Raw genomic sequence first — 21796 nt, forward strand, 5'->3', positions numbered from 1 at the left:
GGTTGAGGTGTAAAAAGGAAGATTGAACATGGGTAGAGTAGAGAGCAGGGTTTCCCCTACCCTCCCTCATCAAACCGTGCATGCGGTTTTCCCGCACACGGCTTTCCGATGTTCTTCACCGCGAGGCATGCGCTTTCGTCCAGCCCGCTGTTGTCGGCACTTTGTACAGGGCGCACTTTTCACATAGTGTCTCGATGGGAAACAGAACGTACCCCGCTTTTCGTTCTCGGACCTTGTGCCGTTTGCGTAGATGGGTCCGTAACCGCTCTTCGACATGGCTCTTCAGTTACCAGCTGCGCCGGTGGCTGATGGGATTCGGGGATGGGATGGAGGTACTGGAACCGGAGGCGCTGAGGGACGACTTCAGGGAGATGGCCAGGAATCTGCGCCGGATTTACAGGCGGCGTTAAACCTGAAAAAAGCAGTTCACCACGGAGACACTGAGGCACGGAGATTTTTTTCTAAGAGAAAACAGACGAGCGGGCTAGCACTTTCTCCGGCTCGAGGCAAAAAAGCGGGCACCCCCTCCGGAGTGCCCGCTTTTCATCATTCTGCAGCCAGTGCGGCATTCGCTACACCAGCACGATCACCAGATCTTCCTTCTCCACCTTGTCCCCTTCCCTGAACTTCACCTCGGCGATGGTGCCGTCTTCCTTCGCCTTGATGTTGGTCTCCATCTTCATCGCCTCGGTGACCATGAGGACGTCGCCGGCCTTGACCTCGTCGCCGGCCTTGACGTTGAGCTTCAGGACCTTACCCGGCATCGGGGCGCCGATGTGCTTGGCGTTCCCCTTGTCGGCCTTCTCGCGCACCGCCTCCTCGGTCTGGACCGACTGGTCGCGCACCACCACGCTGCGGGCGTTGCCGTTCAGCTCGAAGAAGATATGGCGGGTGCCGTCGGGGTGGACCTTGCCGATGGCGTTCAGCTTGATGATGAGGGTCTTCCCCGGCTCGATCTCGATGGAGGTCTCCTGCCCCGGTTCCAGGCCGTAGAAGAAGATCGGGGTCGGGATGACCGAGGTGTCGGAATACTCTTGGCGGTGCCGGTCGAACTCCGGGTAGACGTGGGGGTAGAGGATGTAGCTCATGAGCGCCTTGTCGTCCAGCGGGTGCCCCACCTTCTCCTCCACCTTGAGTCGTTCCTCCTCGAAGTCGACCGGTTCCAGGAGCTCGCCGGGACGGCAGGTGATCGGCTCCTCCCCCTTCAGGACGATCTTCTGCAGTTCCTCGGGCCACCCCTGGTACGGCTGGCCGAGCATCCCCTTGAACATCCCGACCACCGATTCGGGGAAGGTGAGCTCGTCACCCTTGGTGAAGACGTCGTCCACGTCCAGGTTGTTCTTGACCAGGAACATGGCCATGTCCCCCACCACCTTGGAGGAGGGGGTCACCTTCACGATGTCGCCGAAGAGGAGGTTCACCTTGTGGTACATCTCCTTGCACTCCTCCCAGCGGTCCAGGAGGCCGAGCCCCGCCACCTGGGGCTTGTAGTTGGAGTACTGGCCGCCGGGGATCTCGTGGTGGTAGACCTCGGCGGTACCGTTTTTCAGCCCCGATTCGAAGGGGGCGTAGTAGTCGCGCACCGTCTCCCAGTAGTTGGCGAGCTTCTGGAGCCCCTCCTCGTCGACCTGCGGGTCCCACTCGGTCCCTCTGAGGGCCGCCACGAGGGCGTTCAGGTTCGGCTGGGCGGTGAGCCCGGAGAGCGACGACAGGGCCGCGTCGACGATGTCGGCTCCCGCCTGGCAGGCCATGAGGAGCGTGGCGCTCCCGTTGGAGGAGGTGTCGTGGGTGTGGAGGTGGACCGGGATGCCGATGTTCTCCTTGAGGGCCTTGACGAGCTTGTAGGCGGCGAACGGCTTCAGGAGCCCCGCCATGTCCTTGATGGCGAGGATGTGGGCCCCCATCTGCTCCAGCTCCTTCGCCATGTTCACGTAGTATTCCAGCGGATACTTGTCCCGCGTCGGATCGGTGATGTCGCCGGTGTAGCAGATGGCTGCCTCGCAGATCTTGCCGCTCTTGCGCACCGCCTCCATGGCGACGGCCATGCCGCGTGTCCAGTTGAGGGAGTCGAAGACCCGGAAGATGTCGATGCCGCTGGCAGCCGCCTCCTCCACGAAGCGCTGCACCACGTTGTCCGGGTAGTTGGTGTAGCCGACGGCGTTGGAGCCCCGCAGCAGCATCTGGAAGAGGATGTTGGGGATCGCCTCGGAGAGCTTGTGGAGCCGCTGCCACGGATCCTCCTTCAGAAAGCGCATGGAGACGTCGAAGGTGGCCCCCCCCCAGCATTCAAGCGAGAAGAGCCCGGCCCCGAGATGGGAGGTCGGTTCGGCGATCTTCAGGAGATCGTAGGTGCGGACGCGGGTGGCCAGGTTCGACTGGTGGGCATCCCGCATGGTGGTGTCGGTGAGGAGCAGCTTCTTTTGCTCCAGGATCCACCTGGAGAGCCCCTCGGCGCCGAGCTTCATGAGGAGATCGCGGCTTCCGGCGGGACGGGGCTTCGTGGCGTCCACCTCCGGCACCCGGGCCTCCAGGAGCTCCGCCGACTTGAGGGGCTTCGTGATCCCCGGCGAGCCGTTGACGATGACCTCGCCGAGGAAGCTGAGAACCTTCGTGGCCCGGTCCTTCTTCTCGGGGATCCGGAGGAGCTCCGGGTGCTTCTCGATGAAGGAGGTGTCACACTTGCCACCCAGGAAGACCGGGTGGGTGATGACGTTCTCCAGGAAGCCGATATTGGTCTTCACCCCCCGGACCCGGAACTCCTGGAGGGAGCGGTTCATGATGTGGGCCGCCTCTTCGAAGGTGAGTCCCCAGGAAGTGACCTTCACCAGGAGCGAGTCGTAGTGGGGAGTGATCACCGAGCCGGTGAAGGCGTTGCCGGCGTCGAGCCGCACGCCGAAGCCGGCCGACGAGCGGTAGGTGGTGATGGTGCCGAAGTCCGGAGCGAAGTTATTGTTCGGATCCTCGGTGGTGATCCGGCACTGGATGGCGTACCCCCGCATGGCGATGGCCGACTGGTTCGGGATGTTGATGGGGGAATCCGAGAGCGTCTTCCCCTCGGCCACGAGGATCTGGGCCTGGACCAGGTTGCGGCCGGTGATCATCTCGGTCACCGTGTGCTCCACCTGGATGCGGGGGTTCATCTCGATGAAGTAGAAGTTCCCCTCCTGGTCGAGGAGGAATTCGACGGTGCCGGCGTTGCGGTAGTTGACCTGACCGGCGATCTTCAGGGCAGCGGTGCAGATCTCCTCGCGGGCCTCCTGGGTCAGGCAGAGGGCCGGGGCGAACTCCACCACCTTCTGGTGGCGGCGCTGGATGGAACAGTCGCGCTCGAAGAAGTGGACCAGGTTGCCATGCATATCGCCGAGGACCTGGACCTCGATGTGCTTCGGGTTCTCGATGTAGCGCTCCAGGAAGACCGCCGGGTTGCCGAAGGCCGCCTTCGCCTCGCTTCTGGCCGCCACCAGCCCCTCCAGGAGCTCCTTCTTGCTCCGGGCCACCCGCATGCCGCGCCCGCCGCCGCCGGCCGCCGCCTTGATGATGATCGGATAGCCGTAGTTCTTGGCGAAGATGAGGGCCTCTTCCTCGTGCTCGATGGGGTCCTCGGTGCCGGGGACCGTGGGGACGCCGGCGGCCATGGCCACCTTGCGGGCCGCCACCTTGTCCCCCAGGGCCCGCTGCATCTCGGCCGTGGGGCCGATGAAGGCGATGCCGGCCGCCTCGCACTTCTCGGCGAACTCGGCGTTCTCCGAAAGGAAGCCGTAACCGGGGTGGATGGCGTCCACATCATGGTGCTTCGCAATGGCGATGATCTCGTCGATGCCGAGGTAGGCGTCGATGGGGCTCTTCCCCTTCCCCACGAGGTACGCCTCGTCGGCCTTGTAACGGTGGAGGGAGAGCTTGTCCTCTTCCGAGTAAATGGCCACGGTGCTGATGCCGAGCTCCGTACAGGCGCGGAAGATCCGGATCGCGATCTCCCCCCGGTTTGCCGCCATCACTTTTCTGAACGTCCTTTTTTCCATCCCTGCCTCCCCTTCGTCTATTTTACCTGTAATAAAACAAATACAAGCGCATTAAACTTTAGCGCCGCTAAATTTGTTTCGTTATTATAAATAGTTACAACGTAATAATCCTTCCGGATAAAACCAGATAGCATCTTTCCTGTCAACAATAAACTTGCGTTTTACAATTTTCCCCTCCCAGATTTTTATTTAACAATCTGCCCGAGAGGTGGTACCATTATAACGTTTTTACTCAAGGAAAGGAGATCACATGCACTTCAGAACCAAACTCTGTACGCACCTAGTTTCTGCAGCGTCACTCGTAGCATTCGCCCTCCCCGGCGTTGCGCCGGCCCAGGAGAAAACCCCCGCCCCCCAGGCGGAAAAAGCAGCGCAGGCGCCATCCCCCACCACGGTAGTGGCCAGGGTCAACGGCGTCGACATCACCCGCGCCGATCTGGAGCGGGCTAAGAAGGTCCTCCTCTCCCAGAACCGGATGGCCATGCAGCCGATGGACGCCGAGATGATCAAGCGGGTCGAAGAGGCCGCCCTCCAGCAGCTCATCGCCAAAGAGCTCCTCTATCAGGCCGGCCGCAAGCTCGAAATCAAGGATCTGGACAAGCAGGTCCAGGAGCGGGTTGCCCAGAGCAAGGCCCGGTTCCCCTCCCCCGCCGAGTACGAGAAAACCCTCAAAGAGATGGACATGACTGACAAGGATGTCGAGACCTTCTCCCGCGAGGACCTGGTGATCGGCAACCTGGTGGAGAAGGAGATCGCCTCGAAGGTCACCGTCACCGAGGCGGAGGCGAAGAAGTTCTACGACGAGAATATCGACCGGTTCAAGCAGCCGGAGACCGTCCGCGCGAGCCACATCCTGGTCGGTGCCGACGCCAAGGCGACCCCGGAAGAGAAGAAAAAGGCCAGGGAAAAGGCCGAGGCAATCCTCAAGAAGCTGCAGGAGGGGGCCGACTTTGCCGAAACCGCCAAGAAGGAATCATCCTGCCCCAGTTCGGCGCAGGGGGGCGATCTGGGCGTCTTCGGCAAGGGGCAGATGGTCCCGGCGTTCGAGAAGGCCGCCTTCGCCCTGAAACCGGGTGAGATGAGCGGCGTGGTGGAGACCCAGTTCGGTTACCACATCATCAAGCTCACCGAGAAGCATGATGCCAAGACCACCGGGTTCGATGAGGTGAAGGACCGGATCATGCAATACCTCAAGGGGCAGCAGGTACAGAAGGGGATCGGCGAGTACGTGGAGAACCTGAAGAAGAAGGGAAAGATCGAGATCGTCGCCAAGTAGGGTTCCCTGCAGAAGCACACCCAAGGCCCGCCGGTTCCGGCGGGCCTTTTTTATCACCCGTCTTATTTCCCGGTACGCTCCAGGAACATCTTGATGAGATCGATCGGCACCGGGAAGATGGTGGTCGAGTTCTTCTCCGCCGCGATCTCGGTCAGGGTCTGGAGATAGCGAAGCTGGAGCGAGCTCGGCTGCTCCGCCAGCACCTTTGCCGCCTCGGCCAGTTTTGTCGAAGCCTGGAGCTCGCCGTCGGCGTGGATGACCTTGGCCCGGCGCTCCCGTTCGGCCTCGGCCTGTCTGGCGATGGCCCGCAGCATCTCCTGGGGAAGGTCGATGTTCTTCACCTCCACCGCCGTCACCTTCACCCCCCACGGGCCGGTGTGGCGGTCGAGGATCTCCTGGAGCTCCTTGTTGATCTTTTCGCGGTTGGCCAGGAGCTCGTCCAGCTCCACCTGGCCGAGGACGCTTCGCAGCGTCGTCTGGGAGAGCTGGCTCGTGGCGTAGAGGTAGTTCTCCACCTCCACGATCGCCTTCTCGGGCCCCATGACGCGGAAGTAGATCACCGCCGAGACCTTCACCGTCACGTTGTCATGGGTTATGACGTCCTGGGGCGGAACGTCCAGGGCCACGGTCCGCAGCGACACCCGGACGAGCCGGTCGATGCCGGGAATGATGAAGAAAAGCCCCGGCCCCCTCACCCCGGCGAGCCGTCCGAGACGGAAGAGGACTCCCCGCTCGTACTCGGGAAGGATGCGGATGGCGCTGGCCGCGAACATGATGAGGAGGATGACGAGGAAGACCAGCGGCACATAGTTGAAGATGTCGAACATTGAAATACCTCCGTATGTTTCGGGATTCGGGGCTCGGGATTGGGAAGAGCCTACCAGCCCCTAGCCCCCAGTCCCTAGCCCCGAGACCCCAGTCCCGGCCTTCCTGACTTTGACTCTCATTCCCTCCACCGCCACCACCGTCACCCGCTCCCCCTCGGCGATCGGGTCGTCGCTCCAGGCGTCCCAGTATTCCCCGTGGATGAAGGCTCTCCCATCCGGAGCGATGGCCGTCAGGGCCTTCCCCGCCTCCCCCACGAGACCCTCTCTCCCGGTGGTTGGCTTCCTCCGGTGGGCCTTCACCGCCATGGTGACGGCGAAGACCGAGAAGGCGGAAACGGCGCCGACCGTCACCAGGATCACCTGCCATGACACCCGCAGGTACGGCTCTGGCGACTCGAACAGCAGCAGCGACCCCAGCACCATGGCGATCACACCTCCGACCGTCAGCATCCCATGGGAGACGATCTTGATCTCGGCGATGAACAGGATGAGGGCAAGGAGGATGAGCAGTACCCCGGCATAGTTCACCGGCAGGGTCTGAAGGGCGAAGAACGCGAGGATCAGGGAGATCCCCCCGACAACCCCCGGGAGGATGACCCCGGGATTGGAGAGCTCGAAGAATATCCCGAGGAAGCCGAGCATCAGGAGGATGTAGGCCACGTTCGGATTGCCGATGACGTCGAGGATCCGCTCCCGCAACCCCATCGGCTCCTCCCGCACCGTGGCCCCGGCAAGCGCCAGGGTGATGGTCCTCTCCCCCCGCACGATCCGCCGGCCGTCGAGTTTCCTGAGGAGATCGCCCCGGTCGGTGGCCATGAGGTCGATCACCTTTTCGGCGAGGGCCTTTTCCGCCGGCAGCGAGAGGCTCTCCCGCACCATCCGCTTCGCCACTTCGGCATTTCTTCCGCGCCGAAGCGCTATCCCCTCCACGTAGGCCTCGGCGTCGTTCAACACTTTCTCCTCCATGACCCGGTCCTGTTTTTCGCCGAGGGAAACCGGGTGGGCCGCGCCGATGTTCGTCCCCGGCGCCATGGCACAGACATCGGCCGACAGGGCGATGACCGCGCCGGCTGAGGCGGCCCGGGCACCGGAGGGAGTCACGAAGACCGCCACCGGCACGGGACTGGCCATGACATCCTTCACGATCTCCCGCATGGCGCTGTCGAGCCCGCCGGGGGTATCCATCTCGACGAGGAAGAGGGTTTCGCGGTTGCGGGAGGCTTCGGCGAGGTTGCGTCCGAGGTACGAGGCGGTAACCGGATTGATCGCCCCCCGTACGCCGACGACCCGCACCGTTGCCGCCGCGGCGCCATCCGCCGCCCAGAGGGCAACCAGCAAGATAATCAGGATAATGACGGGCCACGGGACCTTGGTCGTGATCATGGGGAAAGTATACCCCTCCTCCCTGCTCCGTCAACGCGGGCTCCGCCGGAAAAACAAGAGGTTGCGGCGGGGAACGGGGGGGAGTATACTCCCCCGTTATCACTCCGGCTTTTTCGTCCGGGCACAAGGACCTCCACCATGACCCCGAAACGCAGAAACCTGATCATAGCCTCCGCCCTTTTGGTGCTGACGGTACTCATCGGCGCCGTCGGCACCGTCATAGTCGCCCGGCTCCACGAACTGGACACCTACAAGGGGGAGATCCTGGCCGAAGTCGAGAAGGCCCTGAACCGCAAGGTCACCTACGAGAAGGGGGAGGTCTCCGTGGGCTTTCGCCCGGCCTTCAGCTTCACCCGCGTGGTCATCAGGGAAAGGGACGGCAGCACCGTCTTTGCCACCGCCGACCGGCTGAGCTTCCGGCTGGCACTGCTGCCGCTGCTGCAGAAGCGGGTGGTGGTCCGGAAGCTGGAGGTGGAGCGCCCCACGGCCCGGATCGTCCGCAACCCCGACGGTACGTTCAACATCGGTGACCTGCTGGAGGAGAAAAAGGAAGCGGTGCCGCTGCGCGTGAAGGGGATCAGGATCACCGGCGGCACCATCACCGTCGACGACCGTGCCGCCGCCCCCGAAGGGGTGGTGACGCTCCTCGAAAAAACCGACCTCGACGTCGACCGTCTGGTCCGGGGGAAGAAAACCGCCCTGGAACTCTCCACCACCCTCGTCGAGGGGAAGAACCGAAGCCCCCTCTCGATTCGCGGCACCGTGAAACTTGCCCCCAGGGAACGCTCTCTCGCCGAGTCCCGCGTCGACGTGAAGGTGCACGCCCGCAACCTCGATGCAGGGCATTACTGGCCCTATTACGCCCGCTTTGTCCCCTTCCGCCGGCCCGCCGGCCGCCTCGACGTGGAGAGCCGTTTCGAAGGGAGCGCCGGCGACTTCACCTCCAGGGGGTCGCTCCGGATTGCGGGACTGCGGTTCGACTACCCCCGGGTTTTCCACGCCGTTCTCACCCCCCGGGACCTGCAGCTCGCCTACGAGATGAAGCGCGATTCCCGCGAGGTCGACGTCTCTGCCGTCGACTTGCGGATGGACGGCCTCCATGTCAAGGGGAGCTGCGCCATCAAGGATATCCAGACCCGCGATCCCCGGATCGTGGCACGCACCACCATCGCCCCCTTCCGGCTGGAAAGATTCTTCTGGTACATCCCCTTCGGCATCATCGCCGACGACACCTCGCAGTTCATCGAGCGCCACATCAAGGGGGGAATGTTCCGGGTCGACGAGGGGAGGCTCGACGGCCGGGTGAGCCAGATCCTCCACATGGAGCGGGGACAGAACTACAACATCCTGACGGTCAAGGCCAAGGCCCTCGACGGCGCCATCGTCGACATGGGGCGCGGCGTCCCCGTCTTCAGCGCCATCACGGGAGACCTGGAGCTCGCCGGGAAAAACTTCACCCTCCGGAACATGGCGGGGAAGTTCGGCACCTCCCCCTTCACCCTGAACGGCATGATTGCCGACTACCCCCTCAACACCCCCTCCAGCTACCCCTTTGCCGCCGTGATCGCCCCCCGGCAGCCGGAGCTGGCATGGCTCATGGGGCCGACGCAGGGCGCCAGGCTCCACCTGACGGGGGGATCCTCGCTTAGCCTCACCGGTGAGGGGTACACATCCGGCTACACCCTCACCGGCGAATGGAACCTCGGGGGGGCCGCCTACAGCTTCACCGACGTCATCGCCAAGCCGGCGGGGCAACCCAACACCCTGTCGTTCAGGCTGGGACTCGGCAAGGGGAGCGCCACCACCCTCTCGTGCCAGTACACACTCCCTCCCCTCGCCCTGGGGCTAGGCGCACGTTTTCACCCCGGGAAGGGCACCCCCTATCAGCTGGAGCTCAGGACCAACCCGTTCGCGGTGGCCGCCGTGGCCCCCTTTGTCCCCAGGGCCCGCAAGTACCTCCCCCAGGGGCGGATGCAGATAAACGCCCGGGGCGAGGGAGAAGCGGAATCCCTCGCCGACATGAACTGGAGCGGCGATATCGCCCTTGCCGGGGGGGCGTTCAGGCCGACGGCGGACATGAAGCCCCTCAGCAACATCAACGGCAGCATCCGCTTCCGCGGCAAGTCCCTGGAAACCCCGCGCATGTCGATGATGCTCGGCAGCTCCTCGATCTCCGGCAGGGGGACCCTTACCGACTTCGACAATCCGTCGTTCACCGTCGACTTTTCATCCCCCTCCCTCGACCTGGCAGATCTGGGACTCAAGAGCCCCAAGGGGGAAGCGCGAATCCGACAGCTCCAGGGGAACCTCTCCCTCCACGACGAAACCATCCGAATCCGGGCACTCTCGGGGAGAGTGAACAACTCCGTCTTCTCCCTCAAGGGGACGGTCGAGGATATACATAATCCTCGCACCGATGTCACCCTCACGGCCCCGTTTCTCGATGTCGGCGACGTAATCCTTTTGGCCGGTCTGCGCCGCACCGGCGCCGGCGCCGGCACCGCCACCCCCCTCAGCATCAAGGCGTCGGTCAGCGCCGATGCGGGCAAGTACGAGAATCTGCAATTCAGGAAACTCCAGACCGTCGCCATGTACGAGGACGGCATCCTCTACCTTCAGCCCCTCGAATTCGCCGCCTTCGGCGGCAAAGTCTCCGGCAGGGTCCGGGCCGATTTCGGCTCCAACGGCGAGCCCCGCTACCAGACCGCCCTCAAGGTGGAAAACGCCTCCGCGGAGCAACTGGTCCAGGACCTCAACCTGAGGCTGCGCAACGAGATCATCACCGGCACCCTCGCCCTCCAGGCGGACGTAACCGCCAAGGGGGCGAACGTCGCCGCCCTGAAAAGGACCCTCCTCGGCAACGTAAGGCTCCACCTCCAGGAGGGTTCGCTCCGCAAATACTCGGTGCTCTCCAAGATCTTCTCCATCCTCAACGTTTCCCAGCTCTTCAAGTTCAGGCTCCCGGACATGGTTTCGGGGGGGATGCCGTACGACGAGATCAACGCCACGTTCTCGATTCACGACGGGGTCATCGCCTCCAACGACCTTTTCATCGACAGCGAGGCGATGAACATCTCGGCCGTGGGCAAAATCGACATGATCCGGGAAGAGATCGACGCCACCGTTGGTGTCCAGCCGCTGCAGACCGTCGACAAGGTGGTGAACCGGATACCGATCGTCGGCTGGATCCTCACCGGCAAGGACAGGAATTTCATCACCACCTATTTCGAGGCAAAGGGGAAATGGGACGACCCGGTCGTCACCGCTATCCCGGTCAAATCCATGGCGCGGGGAGTCTTCGACATCTTCAAGCGGGTATTCCAGCTCCCGGCAAAGCTTTTTACCGATACCGGCGATGTGATCCTGGGGAAATAGCCTTGTTTTTGCTGTTGTAAAAGATTCGGGACCTATGATAAGTTTCCGTTTTGTAGAAACCCCAGACAGGAGGATACAGGTGAAAAAGACAGTATTGGTTGCTCTTGCAGTCGCTTCCCTTGCCGCCGCAGGGTGCAAGGAGAAACCGCAGTCCCCGGAAACTCCGGCAGCACCCCAGAGCGGAATGCCGGCTCAAGGCCAGATGCCCAATGACGCGACGCATGGTGGCGGCAATCCGCACGCCGGCCTGAAGTCCCAGGAGATTCCCGCCGGCGCCGGCCACAAGGGGAAGGTTCTCTCCACGATGGACGCTGCCGGTTACACCTACCTGGAAGTCGAGGAAAACGGTCAGAAGCTGTGGGTCGCCGTTATGCAGACCAAAGTGAAGGTGGGCGATCAGGTCGAGTTCCCCGACTCCCCTCCGATGGTCAACTTCCACAGCAAGACCCTCAACCGCACCTTCGACAAGATCATCTTCGCCCCGGGCCTGCGGATCGCAGGGAAGTAAGGACCGGCACAACGGCAAAAAAGGCGGCATCCCCACGGGTGCCGCCTTTTTTCGTCTCTAAGCCCGACAGGCTCCTAACTTTTTCAACCGCTCCCGAACCTCCCCGTCACGGGGATCCAGCTCCCGGGCACGTTCGTAGTGACGTCTCGCCCCCTTCCGGTCCCCCGCCATCAGGAGCAGATCCCCCAACGCCAGAGAGGCCGGTAGATGGGCCGGCACGATCGCCTGTGCCCGCCGGAACATTTCCACTCCCTGTTCGACCAGACCCGCCCCGCCGTAAAGCCCCCCGAGGGCAAGCCACCCCCACGGATTCCCGGGCTGCCGTTCCGTGATCTCACGGTAGACACTCTCGGCGGAACCGAAATCGTCGTGTTCCTCATGCCATTCTCCTTGCGCCAGCGCGGTGGCGTGGCAATAACCGAGGATTTGACGCTGTCGGTCGAAATCCGCCGGACCGAACCGGGCCCGGCGTCCAACCCGGTCGATGGCACGAAGGAGTGTTTCCGAGGCGCGGGCGACGAACGGGTCGCTTCTGACATAGAACGCCTCCCCCCGCTGCCGCTCGAAGAGGTCCCCCGGCACTCTCCCCTCCCGTACCGCATCGGCAAACAGGGCGGTTCCGGGATAATAGGCCAGAGGTGCCACCTGCCCGTCATGGGGCAGGATCTCGTCCATGAGCCGGACCGTGGCCTGAACGTCGTCCTCGGTTTCGCCCGGGACCCCGGTGATGAGATAGATGGAGAGGCTGATCCCCGCCTGCCGGGTGGCCCGGGCCGCGCGCCGCACCTGTTCCGGCGTAATGCGCTTGCCGAGCATCGCGAGGACCTTCTCCGAGCCGGACTCGACCCCATACTGGATACACTCGCAGCCGGCCCGCCGCATCCAGAGAAGCATCTCCTCATCGACGCAGTTGACGCGCGACTGGCAGTTCCACAGGATATGCACCTGCTCGTCCAGCATCAGGCGACAGAATTCCACGACACGGTCCGCACGGGCCGTGAAAGTATCATCCCGAAGCGAGAAGTAGATGAGCCCGTAACGGTCGCGAAGGAGCCGAATCTCGTCGACCATGGAGCGGGGAGAGCGGAACCGGAGCGACTTGCCCCAGAACAGGGGGGATGAGCAGAAGCGGCACGATGCGGGGCATCCCCGGGAAGTGATGATGAATTGGAGCTGGCGGCGGATGTCGCATCCCTCTGAGTACTCGTAGCCGTGGACGGGAAACGGCAATCCATCCAGGTCGACCAGCGGAGGACGACAGGTGGAACGTATCCCTCCCCCCCCCCGGAACGCCACCCCCTGCAGCGCTGAAAACTCCCGCCCTCCCGCCGCCACCATCCGGGCAACGTCGAGGACGGTCTCCTCACCCTCCCCGAGCACCACTGCATCCACCTCGGGGTGCCCCTCCAGGATGGCGGCGAAGGTGTGCGTGGCGTGAGGGCCGCCGAGAAGCGTCACGCAGGAGGGGCGAAGTTTCTTGGCGAGCGCGGCTAGTTTGAGCGACTCGAAGCGGTTGTGGGTGAACTGGGAGATGCAGACGAGGTCGGGACGCTCCCGGGCGAGCAGTTCTTCGGCATTCGCCCAGGAAGAGCCCGAGAGGTTGGCCAGCACGGGGTCGAATCCGTGGCCCCGCAGGTACGCCCCGATGTACCCGAGGCCGGTCGGAAGGAGCGAGGTGAACGGATCCCGCGCCCCGGCAGGATGGGATTTATAGAGAAGAAGTATCCGCATGGCCGAATTCTCGGGGGGCGGCCGGCTTGCGCCGCGTCAGCGGTATCCAGCCACCATGTGCAAGGATGGCAGCGGTGACGATCAAGGGTAGCATGTCCGGTGCACCTCAAAAAAAAATCCGGCCCCGGGCCGGATTTCGATGACAGCTAACGGGTCCGCCAATTACTTGAGCAGGCTGACTCCGAGCGTATCGTTCAGCAGAATATCCTCGGTCCCCTCTTCCTCGACACCGACAGTCAGGTCATCGAGTCTCAAGGTGTCGGGATTGACCCTGGCGATCCGCTTGGCACCCAGAAAACGGGAGCGGTAGTAAGGGGTATCGATAGATGAGATGACGACGCGCCGGTCACGGGAGGAGGCATGGATCATCTTGTTGTTGCCGAGATAGATCCCCACATGGGAAGCGAACCGCGCGTAGGTATGGAAGAAGAGGAGATCCCCCTTCTGCAGATCGCCCGTTGCCACCGTGTTCCCCACTTGAAACTGCTCGCGGGCAGTACGGGGAAGATTCACGTCGAGTTCGCGGAACACGTGCTGGACGAAGCTGGAACAATCGAGCCCCTTGCGGGTGGTGCCGCCGAAGCGATAGCGGGTACCTATGAAGCTGTAGGCACTCTTTTTCAGTTCGCTGATGCCGTCAACCTGAAGAGTAACCCCCTTGGTAAAATCGGCGGGACGGTCTGTATCCCCCTCCTCCGTCAGCTCCGCGAGGCTTTGCTCGTATTCCTTCTCGCTGAAGAGATCTTCATTTTTCACCGGCTTTTTCAGGGAAAGCTTCGGAGCCGGTTCGGCTGCCGGTTCGATCTTCTTCAGAACGAGAACCTGCCCCGGCTTCAGACGACCCTTGCGCAGTCTGTTCAGCCGCCGCAGCTCACTCACGGCAACGCCGCTCTTGCGTGCAACCTTGGCGAGGGTGTCACCTCTCCTGACGCGGTACGTGGTTGCAGTGGCCTTGTGGTCGTCCGGGGAAGCATCTGCTGCCGCCGTGCGAGTAGGGATGACGAGGACCGTGCCGGGAGAAACCCGGTTCTTGGCGAGGTTATTGGCAGACTTGAGATCCCTCACCTTGACATGGTATTTGCGAGCGACGGAGGCAACGGTTTCGTTCTTGCGGACTCTGTGGGTCTTGGCGGCAAAGGAAAGGGAAGGGAAAACGAGCAGGAGGATGGAGAGCGCGACAAGTCGCAATCGTATGTTCATACTCCCTCCTTCATGACATTTGTGCATTTGTTTTACAACATCGAAAAAAACTCCGGGATTTTATAACACAATGTCATACGGTTGTCAAACTTTTATCGTCCGAACCAAACTCCGTCATCGCCCCGAGGCCACGATCCGCACCCTCACCGGCTCTTCGCGCAGCACCCTGAGCTGCGGCGATGGCGGCACGAGCCTCGCCTCCACCACCGAACTCCCCCGGATCGAGCCGAGGTCGATCTCCTCGGTGCGAATCGTGTCATATTGGGCCACCAGGCGCTCCGGCCCCTCGACCAGCACCTCGGCCGGCTCCACCCTGATTTTCTGCAAGCGGAGCCTGCCGGGAAGCTCGCCCACGATCCTCGCCCTGACCCGGAGCGGTTTCCGCATCTTGCGCGCGACGGTCACCTTCACCACGGACGGGTTCACATTGGAAACGACGACCCCGAGGGGAAGCTTCATGTCCCCTTCGCGGATTGGCAGATTGTTCACTCCTTCGCGGGCATTGGAGAGGTCCAGGTCGGCCGAGATATCGAGCTGCTTCGGCGACGGAATCAGACTCGAAAAGACCTTGAGTTGCACCTCCACCTCTTCGGGGGCGCTTTTGATCAGAACCGCATCGGCCGGTAGGTTGTGGAACTTGATCGGCACGGCGACGGTAAAGATCTCCCCCTCCTTGGTGGTGATGATGAGCCAGCTTGCCACAACGGCGAGCACGGTGACAATTTTCGGGACAAGGTTGCGGAACAGTAGTTGACGAAGCGGCGTACGGGCCTTTTCCTGGCGTTGGGGATACAGGAGAGCGCGAAGCCGGTCGGCAAGCTCTTCCGCCGACCCCATCCGTTGGATCTCACCCCCAAGCGCCAGCCCCACCTCCCCCCGCTCCTCGGAAACGATCACCACCGCGGCGTCGGAACGCTCGCTGAGACCGATCCCTGCCCGGTGCCGGGTGCCGAAGTGACGGGGGAGTTCGGTTTTCGACGAAAGGGGGAGATGGCACGAAGCCTGGGTGATGCGGCCGTCCTTGATAACCACCGCCCCGTCATGGAGGGGGGTTCCGTCGAGGAAGATGCTTCCCAGAAGCTGTCCGCTCGGCAGGCTGTCGAGACGAACGCCGTGGAGGAGGTAGTCGTCGAGCGCCTCCTGGCGCTGGAAGGCGATAATGGCGCCGGTGCGCTCCCGGGCAAGAGCGAAAACGGTCCGGGAGAAATCGGCGAGATCGATCTCGCTCCCCCCCTCCTGCCGGCCGAAAAAGTTGCGCAGCAGACTGAAGCGATAGAGCGCCTGACGGATCTCCGCCTGAAAAATCACGATAATGAGGACAAAGAGCACCGTCCCGAGCTCCTGGAGAATCCAGCTCGTCATGAAAAGCCCAAGGTTCTTCGTGACGAAGTAGATCCCCACCAGGAAGGCCATGCCGATGAGCACCTGCATTGCGCGCGTATGCTTGAACCAGCTGTAGAGCTGATACGCGAGGAAGCTCATGATGATGATGTCGGCAATATCCTGCCAGCGGATTATCGGAACCACGTGTTCGGCACCGTACCTTTCCTTGTTCGTGCGGCCGACGCTGCCCCAGAAGGCCGATCCGCGGCCAAAATATTCTGGCGCGGGTGGCTGGTTATATGTTACAAACGTCGGGCTGCCCGCCGGGAACAGAATCAGGATTTATACCACCCCAGCAGCCAAAAGGACAGAAAAAACATGTACAAGCTATCGGAAAAGGGGGAACGAATCCGGGAGATGTTCAGCGACATCGCCCCCCGGTACGACTTCCTCAATCGACTCCTGAGCTTCGGCATCGACCGCCGCTGGAGAAAAGTGGCGGTTCGCCTCGTCAGATGGACAGAGGGAGGCCGCGTTCTCGACGTTGCCACCGGCACCGGCGACGTGGCCCTGGAGATCGCCCGGCAGACACCGCCGTCGGTCTCCATCGTCGGCATCGACTTCTCCGAGGGGATGGTGGCCCTCGGCCGGGAAAAGGTGGCCCATTCCCCCCATGCCGACCGGATCACCATGGAGATCGCGCCGTGCGAAGCGATCCCCTTCCCCGACGGGACCTTCGACTCCGTCACCATCGCCTTCGGTATCCGCAATGTCGTCGACCGCAGGCAGGGACTCTCGGAGATGCTGCGGATCCTCAAGCCGGGGGGGCGCGCCGTGATCCTCGAATTCTCCACCCCCCGCTCGCTCCTGTTCAAGAAAATCTACTACTTCTACTTTTTGAGGATTCTGCCGGTGATCGGCGGCCTCTTCTCGCGGTTCAGCGCCTACAAGTACCTTCCCGACTCTGTCCTTGAATTCCCCTCCCAGAAGGAGTTCGTCTCCCTCATGGCGTCGGTCGGTTTCCGAAACACGGCTTACCGCGACCTCACCTTCGGCATCGCCACGGTCTACACCGGAGAGAAGACAGTGAAATAGCGCACGTTCCTTGACACTCCCTAACCGTTTCGGTATAAATCGACCGGTAGCCATCCCTTCCGAAGGGGCAAATCCATGTTCGTGTTCGCCAATTTTATCCTGGCCGTTGCAAAAATCGCCGACATCCTCCTCACCATCTACATGTACATCATCATCGCCCGGGCCATCCTCTCCTGGGTGAATCCCGATCCGTACAACCCCATCGTCAGCTTCCTCTACCGGAGCACCGAACCGGTCCTCTCGCGCATTCGCCGCATCCTTCCCGACCTGGGAGGGCTCGATCTGTCGCCGATCATCGTGCTGGTCGCCATCTATTTCCTCCAGAGCTTCGTGGTCCGCACCATCTACGATCTCGGATACAAAATGAAACTCGGAATGGGAGTGATGCCGTGAAGATAACCCCCCTCGACATCCAGCAGCAGCAGTTCAAGGGCAAGATGATCGGCGGCCTCGACCCGGAGGACGTGGATGGTTTCCTCCAGATGGTGGCCCAGGAGATGGAGGGGCTGGTCCGCGAGAACACCGAGCTCAGGGAGCAGTGCCGCAAGGCGGCGGCGGACGTCGAGCAGATGGCCCGCCAGGAGAAGGACCTGCGGGAGGCGATGCTTGCCGCCCAGAAGATCACCGAGGAGATGAAGGCAAATGCCCAGAAGGAGGCATCCCTTCTCGTCTCGGAGGCCGAGCTGAAGGCCGAGAAGATCCTGGCCGACGCCGAACGCAGGCTCGCCCAGATGGGAGACCAGATTCAGGAGCTGCGCCGGCAGAAGGTCCAGTTCGAGAGTGCCTTCAAGTCGCTCCTCGATACCCACTACAAGATGCTTTCCCTCGATGAAGCCTGATTCTTCCGCCGACGATCTGAAAATCTCCGAGGGCGTCGACAGCGTCACCTTAAGCGTACACGTCCAGCCCCGGGCCTCGAAGAACGAAGTCTGCGGTATCCAGGGAGATGCCCTCAAGCTCCGGCTCACCTCCCCCCCTGTGGAGGGGGAAGCGAACCGCCTCTGCATCGAGTTTCTCGCCAAGCTTCTGAGGATCCCGAAATCGTCGGTGACCATCATCGCCGGCGAAAAATCCCGCCACAAAACGCTTCGGATCACCGGCGTCACAGCCCGGGAGATAGCCGCCCTGATCCGCTGAGGCGGCGGCACGTTCCGTTACCCTGCGGGGTTGACAACTCCCGCGGTGAATCACTATATTGGTTGAAAATTGTTTCACAGGAGGTCCCCCAGCGATGCCACTCTATGAATACCAGTGTACCCAGTGCGACAACCGTTTCGAGCTGCGCCAGAAGTTCTCCGACGAGCCGGCCAGGGAGTGTCCCGCCTGCGGCGGCGCGGTTCAGAAACTCATCTCCCAGAGCGGATTTGCCCTCAAGGGGGGCGGCTGGTACGCCGAAGGCTACGGCAGCGGCAGCAAGAAGTCCGATGCGCCGGCCTGCCCATCGGGAGGCAATTGCGCCGGATGCCCCTCCGCCGCATAGTCCGCCCCCCCTCTTAGCCCCGAATCAGAAATCCCCCGCCCACCGGGGGATTTTTTTGTTCGCGACTGTCAAACTCCCTTTACAACACCAGCCCCGTTCCGTATTATTCTGAGACCGTTTTCACCAATTTTGCGACACTGCGGAAACCTTGGAAGGGGAGTCCTCACCCTTGGCACAACGGGATTATCCATGATCGTCAGCAAACAGAAGCCGTTCCCCGAAATCCTCGCTTCCCTTGAAAACGTTTCCCGGGTCTTCCTGATCGGCTGCGCCAAATGTGCGACGGTCTGCAAGTCGGGGGGGGAGGAACAGGTCTGGCAGATGCAAGAGGACCTCGTTGCCGCCGGCAAGGAGGTCACCGGGTCGGTGGTAATCGACGAGGCGTGCCACATGCTCCGGGTTCAGCGGGATCTGCGGGCGAAGGGGGAAATGGTGACGGCCGCCGAGGCGCTCATCGTCCTTTCGTGCGGGGCCGGGGTCCAGTCGGTTTCGGCCGGCTCGAACCGGATGACCGTTGCCGCCCTCGACACCCTCTTTCTCGGCAACATCCGCCGCTTCGGTCAGTTCGAGCAACGCTGCTCGCTCTGCGGTGAGTGTCGTCTCAACGAAACGGCCGGGATCTGCCCGGTCACGGTGTGTCCGAAAGGGCTCTTGAACGGCCCCTGCGGCGGCATGAGCGAAGGGAAATGCGAAGTCTCGCCCGACGCGGAATGCGCCTGGTACCAGATTTACGTCCGGCTCAGGGACCGGGGCGACCACCCCCTCCCCCACGAAACGATCCCTCCCAAGGACTTCTCGAAGCAGATCAGGCCGGGGAGCCTCAAACTGGAAAAATAGATGGTCAGCCCGATGAAATTCAACCTCCACGACCTGCTCGCCGCCGACCGCTTCGTCGTCACCGCGGAAGTTTCCCCTCCCAAGGGGAGTGACTGCGGGGAATTCATGGAGAAGGCCCGTGCCCTCCGGGGAACGGTCGACGCCATCAACGTCACCGACAACCAGGGGGCGAACATGCGGATCTCCCCCCTGGCGCCGGCGGCGCTCCTCGCGGGAGAAGGGATCGAGCCGATCCTCCAGCTCACCTGCCGGGACCGTAACCGCCTCGCCCTCCAGAGCGATCTGCTGGCGGCCGCCACCTTCGGCGTAACCAACGTCCTCGCCCTCACCGGCGACTACATCACCTTCGGCGACCATGCCGGCGCCAAGCCGGTCTTCGACCTCGACGCCGTGCAGCTTCTGCAGACCATCGCCGCGCTGAACTCCGGCCGGGACCTCGCCGGCACGACGCTGCACGGTGTACCCGCTTTTTTCCCCGGCGCAGCAGCGGCCCCGGAGGCGGAGCCCTTCGAGCTGACCTTGGTCAAGCTGCGGAAAAAGGCTGCAGCCGGCGCCCGCTTTTTCCAGACCCAGGCTCTCTTCTCTCCTGAAAAACTCGTCCGTTTCATGGAAGCGGTACGCCCCCTCGGGGTGAAGGTCATCGCCGGTGTCATCCTCCTCAAATCCGCCGGGATGGCCCGCTACATGAACGCCCGCATCCCGGGGCTCACGGTCCCGCAGGAGCTCATCGCCGAACTGGACGACGCCGAACGGCCCCTGGAGGCAGGGGTGGCGATCGCCCGGCGTCTCGTCGCGGCGTTTCGCCCCCACTGCGACGGCATCCATATCATGGCCATGGGGAAAGAGGCGCTGATCCCCGAGATCCTGGCGGATCTGCACCGCAGCGATGGAAGTGAAGGCTGACACCCCCGATCTGAAAGGAGTCGGATCATGCAGGTAAAGAAAGCGGTCTTTCCCGTGGCGGGGCTCGGCACGCGTTTTCTCCCGGCCACCAAGGCGTCTCCCAAGGAGATGCTCTCCCTCATCGACAAACCCCTCGTGCAGTACGTGGTGGAAGAGGCGGTGGCGGCCGGCATCGAGCAGATCCTCTTCGTCACCGGCCGGGGGAAGCGGGCCATCGAGGACCACTTCGACATCTCCTTCGAGCTGGAGGCCCTTCTCCAGGAGAAGGGGAAGGACGACATGCTCCAGGAGGTGCGCGACATCGCCGAGATGGTAAACATCTTCTACGTCCGCCAGAAGCAGGCGCTGGGGCTGGGCCACGCCATCCTCTGCGCCCGGGAGTTCGTGGGGGACGAACCGTTCGCCGTCCTTTTGGGGGACGACATCATCGACGGCGTCAAGCCGTGCCTCGGCCAGCTCCTGGAGGTCTACCGCAAGTACCGCGGGTCGGTCCTCGCTCTGGAAAAGGTGCCGCTGGAAAACATCTCCTCCTACGGCTGCGTCCGGGCGAACCAGATCACCGAGCGGGTCTTCGAGGTGACCGACCTGGTGGAGAAGCCGCGGCGCGAGGAGGCCCCCTCCGACATGGCGATCATCGGCCGCTATGTCCTCACCCCCGACATCTTCCCGATCCTGGATAAGCAGCAGCCGGGCAAAGGGGGGGAGATCCAGCTCACCGACGCCCTCCTCACCCTCTCCCGCGACGAGGCGATCTACGGCTGCCTCTTCGAGGGGATCCGCCACGACTGCGGCGACAAGCTCGGCTTCCTGAAGGCGACGGTCGACCTGGCCCTCAAGCGGGAGGAGTTCAACGGCGAGTTCGAGCGTTACCTGCGGGAACGGCTCTGCGGCTAAGGGTAGAAACGGCGGGAATCAGTGGAGGGTGCCGCGGCTCGAACCGCGGACGATCCCGTACTGGAAAAACGCGATGAGGTTGAACTTATCCTTGGTGTACCCTTTGGGGAACGGCCCCACGGGCCCCATGAGGCGAAGGGTCCGCTCGACCTCCCCGTCAAGGATCCTGCTCCCCGAGCTCTGCAGGATCTCGAACTTCTCGATCTCGCCCCTATTGTTGAAGGTTATCTTCACCGGCGTCACCCCCTCGATGCCGAGGCGGGCCGCCTCCTGGGGATAGCGCCAGACCCCGTAAATCATGTTCTCGAACCGGTGCAGAAACGAACCGAACTGGATGTCGTCGGTATCGAGGAACTTCGTCTCCCCTTCCGCCACCTCGGCGCTGTACTTCTTCCGGTAGCTTTCCTCCAGCTTCGCCATCCGCCGGGCATTCGGCATCAATTGCGCCAGCGCGGGCAACTGCTCCCCCCGCGGCTTCAACACCCCTCCACCCGTGGGAGCCTCGCGCATCGGGATTTCTCCGGTTTTGCCGGTCGGGGATGGCGGACCCGCCTCGCTCCCCCGTGGCGCCGGGATCTGGCGCGGGGAAGGGACGGCCGGTTGTCGTTGGGGGGGGACGGAGCGCGGCGGCAGGGAAGCGATCCGGTCCTGCTCCCGTTCACCTTTCGGCGCCATCTCCCGCTGAACCCGCTCGCGCCGTTCCGCCTGGCGCCTGGCCTGGCGTTCGGCCGGCGCCGGCTTCGCGGGAAGCTCGGGGATGTCCTCCAGATCAATCATCACCGGCTCCTGCCGGACTTCCGCTTTTCGCTCCGGAAGGAAGATGATGGCGGTGAAGAGGGCTGCATGGAGAAACAGCGAGAACGCGAGGAGATAGAGGAAGGATTTTTCGACGTAGCGATCGGACATCAGGCTCTCTGCCGGGTGAATCGTGCGCAAAAACTCATT

The 21796-nt window shown here is 62.7% G+C and carries 19 protein-coding genes; 12 read left to right on the plus strand and 7 right to left on the minus strand.

Features of this window, described 5'->3' with window-relative positions; translation table 11 throughout:
* Positions 1 to 194: 194 nt before the first annotated feature.
* Positions 195 to 410: a WYL domain-containing protein gene (locus tag M6689_RS16300; protein ID WP_366949743.1), complete on the plus strand. Its 216-nt coding sequence runs from the start codon at positions 195 to 197 to the stop codon at positions 408 to 410.
* A gap of 162 nt (positions 411 to 572) precedes the next feature.
* On the opposite strand, the gene M6689_RS10030 is transcribed toward M6689_RS16300, so the two are convergent.
* Positions 573 to 4019 carry a pyruvate carboxylase gene (locus tag M6689_RS10030; protein ID WP_298271017.1) on the minus strand — a complete coding sequence of 1149 codons (3447 nt, stop codon included), beginning with the start codon at positions 4017 to 4019 and terminating at the stop codon, positions 573 to 575.
* 250 nt (positions 4020 to 4269) lie between these two features.
* Here M6689_RS10030 and M6689_RS10035 point away from each other — a divergent pair, with 250 nt between their 5' ends.
* Positions 4270 to 5295, plus strand: a complete 1026-nt coding sequence (locus M6689_RS10035; protein WP_298271019.1) for a peptidylprolyl isomerase — start codon at positions 4270 to 4272, stop codon at positions 5293 to 5295.
* 62 nt (positions 5296 to 5357) lie between these two features.
* Here M6689_RS10035 and M6689_RS10040 read toward each other — a convergent pair whose 3' ends face one another.
* On the minus strand, positions 5358 to 6122 hold the full coding sequence (locus M6689_RS10040; RefSeq protein WP_298271021.1) for a slipin family protein: 765 nt from the start codon (positions 6120 to 6122) through the stop codon (positions 5358 to 5360).
* 60 nt (positions 6123 to 6182) lie between these two features.
* On the minus strand, positions 6183 to 7505 hold the full coding sequence (locus M6689_RS10045; protein WP_298271024.1) for a nodulation protein NfeD: 1323 nt from the start codon (positions 7503 to 7505) through the stop codon (positions 6183 to 6185).
* Positions 7506 to 7643: 138 nt separating this feature from the next.
* Here M6689_RS10045 and M6689_RS10050 point away from each other — a divergent pair, with 138 nt between their 5' ends.
* Together M6689_RS10050 and M6689_RS10055 are read left to right on the plus strand one after the other, a co-directional pair.
* Entirely contained in the window at positions 7644 to 10880 is a 3237-nt protein-coding gene (locus M6689_RS10050) for an AsmA-like C-terminal domain-containing protein (protein WP_298271027.1), read from the plus strand.
* Between the two features lie 79 nt (positions 10881 to 10959).
* Positions 10960 to 11388 (plus strand): hypothetical protein, encoded by a 429-nt coding sequence (locus tag M6689_RS10055; RefSeq protein WP_298271030.1) that lies wholly within the window; start codon positions 10960 to 10962, stop codon positions 11386 to 11388.
* 57 nt (positions 11389 to 11445) lie between these two features.
* Here M6689_RS10055 and M6689_RS10060 read toward each other — a convergent pair whose 3' ends face one another.
* The 3 genes from M6689_RS10060 to cdaA form a co-directional block, all read right to left on the minus strand.
* A complete protein-coding gene (locus M6689_RS10060) occupies positions 11446 to 13119 on the minus strand; it encodes a radical SAM protein (protein ID WP_298271033.1) in 1674 nt (557 codons plus the stop codon).
* 162 nt (positions 13120 to 13281) lie between these two features.
* Positions 13282 to 14319, minus strand: a complete 1038-nt coding sequence (locus M6689_RS10065; protein ID WP_298271035.1) for a C40 family peptidase — start codon at positions 14317 to 14319, stop codon at positions 13282 to 13284.
* A 114-nt stretch (positions 14320 to 14433) separates the two neighbouring features.
* Positions 14434 to 15846 (minus strand): diadenylate cyclase CdaA, encoded by a 1413-nt coding sequence (gene cdaA, locus M6689_RS10070; protein WP_298271037.1) that lies wholly within the window; start codon positions 15844 to 15846, stop codon positions 14434 to 14436.
* A 174-nt stretch (positions 15847 to 16020) separates the two neighbouring features.
* Between cdaA and ubiE the strand changes: the two genes are divergently transcribed.
* From ubiE to galU, 8 genes are all read left to right on the plus strand, one after another.
* Positions 16021 to 16737: a bifunctional demethylmenaquinone methyltransferase/2-methoxy-6-polyprenyl-1,4-benzoquinol methylase UbiE gene (ubiE, locus tag M6689_RS10075; protein ID WP_298271038.1), complete on the plus strand. Its 717-nt coding sequence runs from the start codon at positions 16021 to 16023 to the stop codon at positions 16735 to 16737.
* Positions 16738 to 16812: 75 nt separating this feature from the next.
* A complete protein-coding gene (locus M6689_RS10080) occupies positions 16813 to 17130 on the plus strand; it encodes a YggT family protein (protein WP_298271040.1) in 318 nt (105 codons plus the stop codon).
* On the plus strand, positions 17127 to 17576 hold the full coding sequence (locus M6689_RS10085) for a DivIVA domain-containing protein (RefSeq protein WP_298271042.1): 450 nt from the start codon (positions 17127 to 17129) through the stop codon (positions 17574 to 17576). Before M6689_RS10080 ends, M6689_RS10085 begins: the two co-directional genes overlap by 4 nt.
* Positions 17566 to 17874, plus strand: a complete 309-nt coding sequence (locus tag M6689_RS10090) for a DUF167 domain-containing protein (protein WP_298271045.1) — start codon at positions 17566 to 17568, stop codon at positions 17872 to 17874. Before M6689_RS10085 ends, M6689_RS10090 begins: the two co-directional genes overlap by 11 nt.
* Positions 17875 to 17968: 94 nt before the next feature.
* The gene (locus tag M6689_RS10095) at positions 17969 to 18217 is read left to right on the plus strand and encodes a zinc ribbon domain-containing protein (RefSeq protein ID WP_298271048.1); all 249 of its coding nucleotides are present in this window, start codon (positions 17969 to 17971) and stop codon (positions 18215 to 18217) included.
* Positions 18218 to 18406: 189 nt separating this feature from the next.
* Entirely contained in the window at positions 18407 to 19054 is a 648-nt protein-coding gene (locus M6689_RS10100) for a methylenetetrahydrofolate reductase C-terminal domain-containing protein (protein WP_298271050.1), read from the plus strand.
* Positions 19055 to 19957 carry a methylenetetrahydrofolate reductase gene (locus M6689_RS10105; RefSeq protein WP_298271053.1) on the plus strand — a complete coding sequence of 301 codons (903 nt, stop codon included), beginning with the start codon at positions 19055 to 19057 and terminating at the stop codon, positions 19955 to 19957. It begins immediately after the preceding gene.
* Between the two features lie 27 nt (positions 19958 to 19984).
* On the plus strand, positions 19985 to 20851 hold the full coding sequence (gene galU / locus M6689_RS10110; RefSeq protein ID WP_298271056.1) for a UTP--glucose-1-phosphate uridylyltransferase GalU: 867 nt from the start codon (positions 19985 to 19987) through the stop codon (positions 20849 to 20851).
* 18 nt (positions 20852 to 20869) lie between these two features.
* Here galU and M6689_RS10115 read toward each other — a convergent pair whose 3' ends face one another.
* Complete coding sequence (locus M6689_RS10115; RefSeq protein ID WP_298271058.1) at positions 20870 to 21757, minus strand: TonB family protein; 888 nt, start codon at positions 21755 to 21757, stop codon at positions 20870 to 20872.
* Between the last annotated feature and the right edge of the window lie 39 nt (positions 21758 to 21796).

Source organism: Geobacter sp., assembly GCF_027327745.1.
GTDB lineage: Bacteria > Desulfobacterota > Desulfuromonadia > Geobacterales > Geobacteraceae > Geobacter.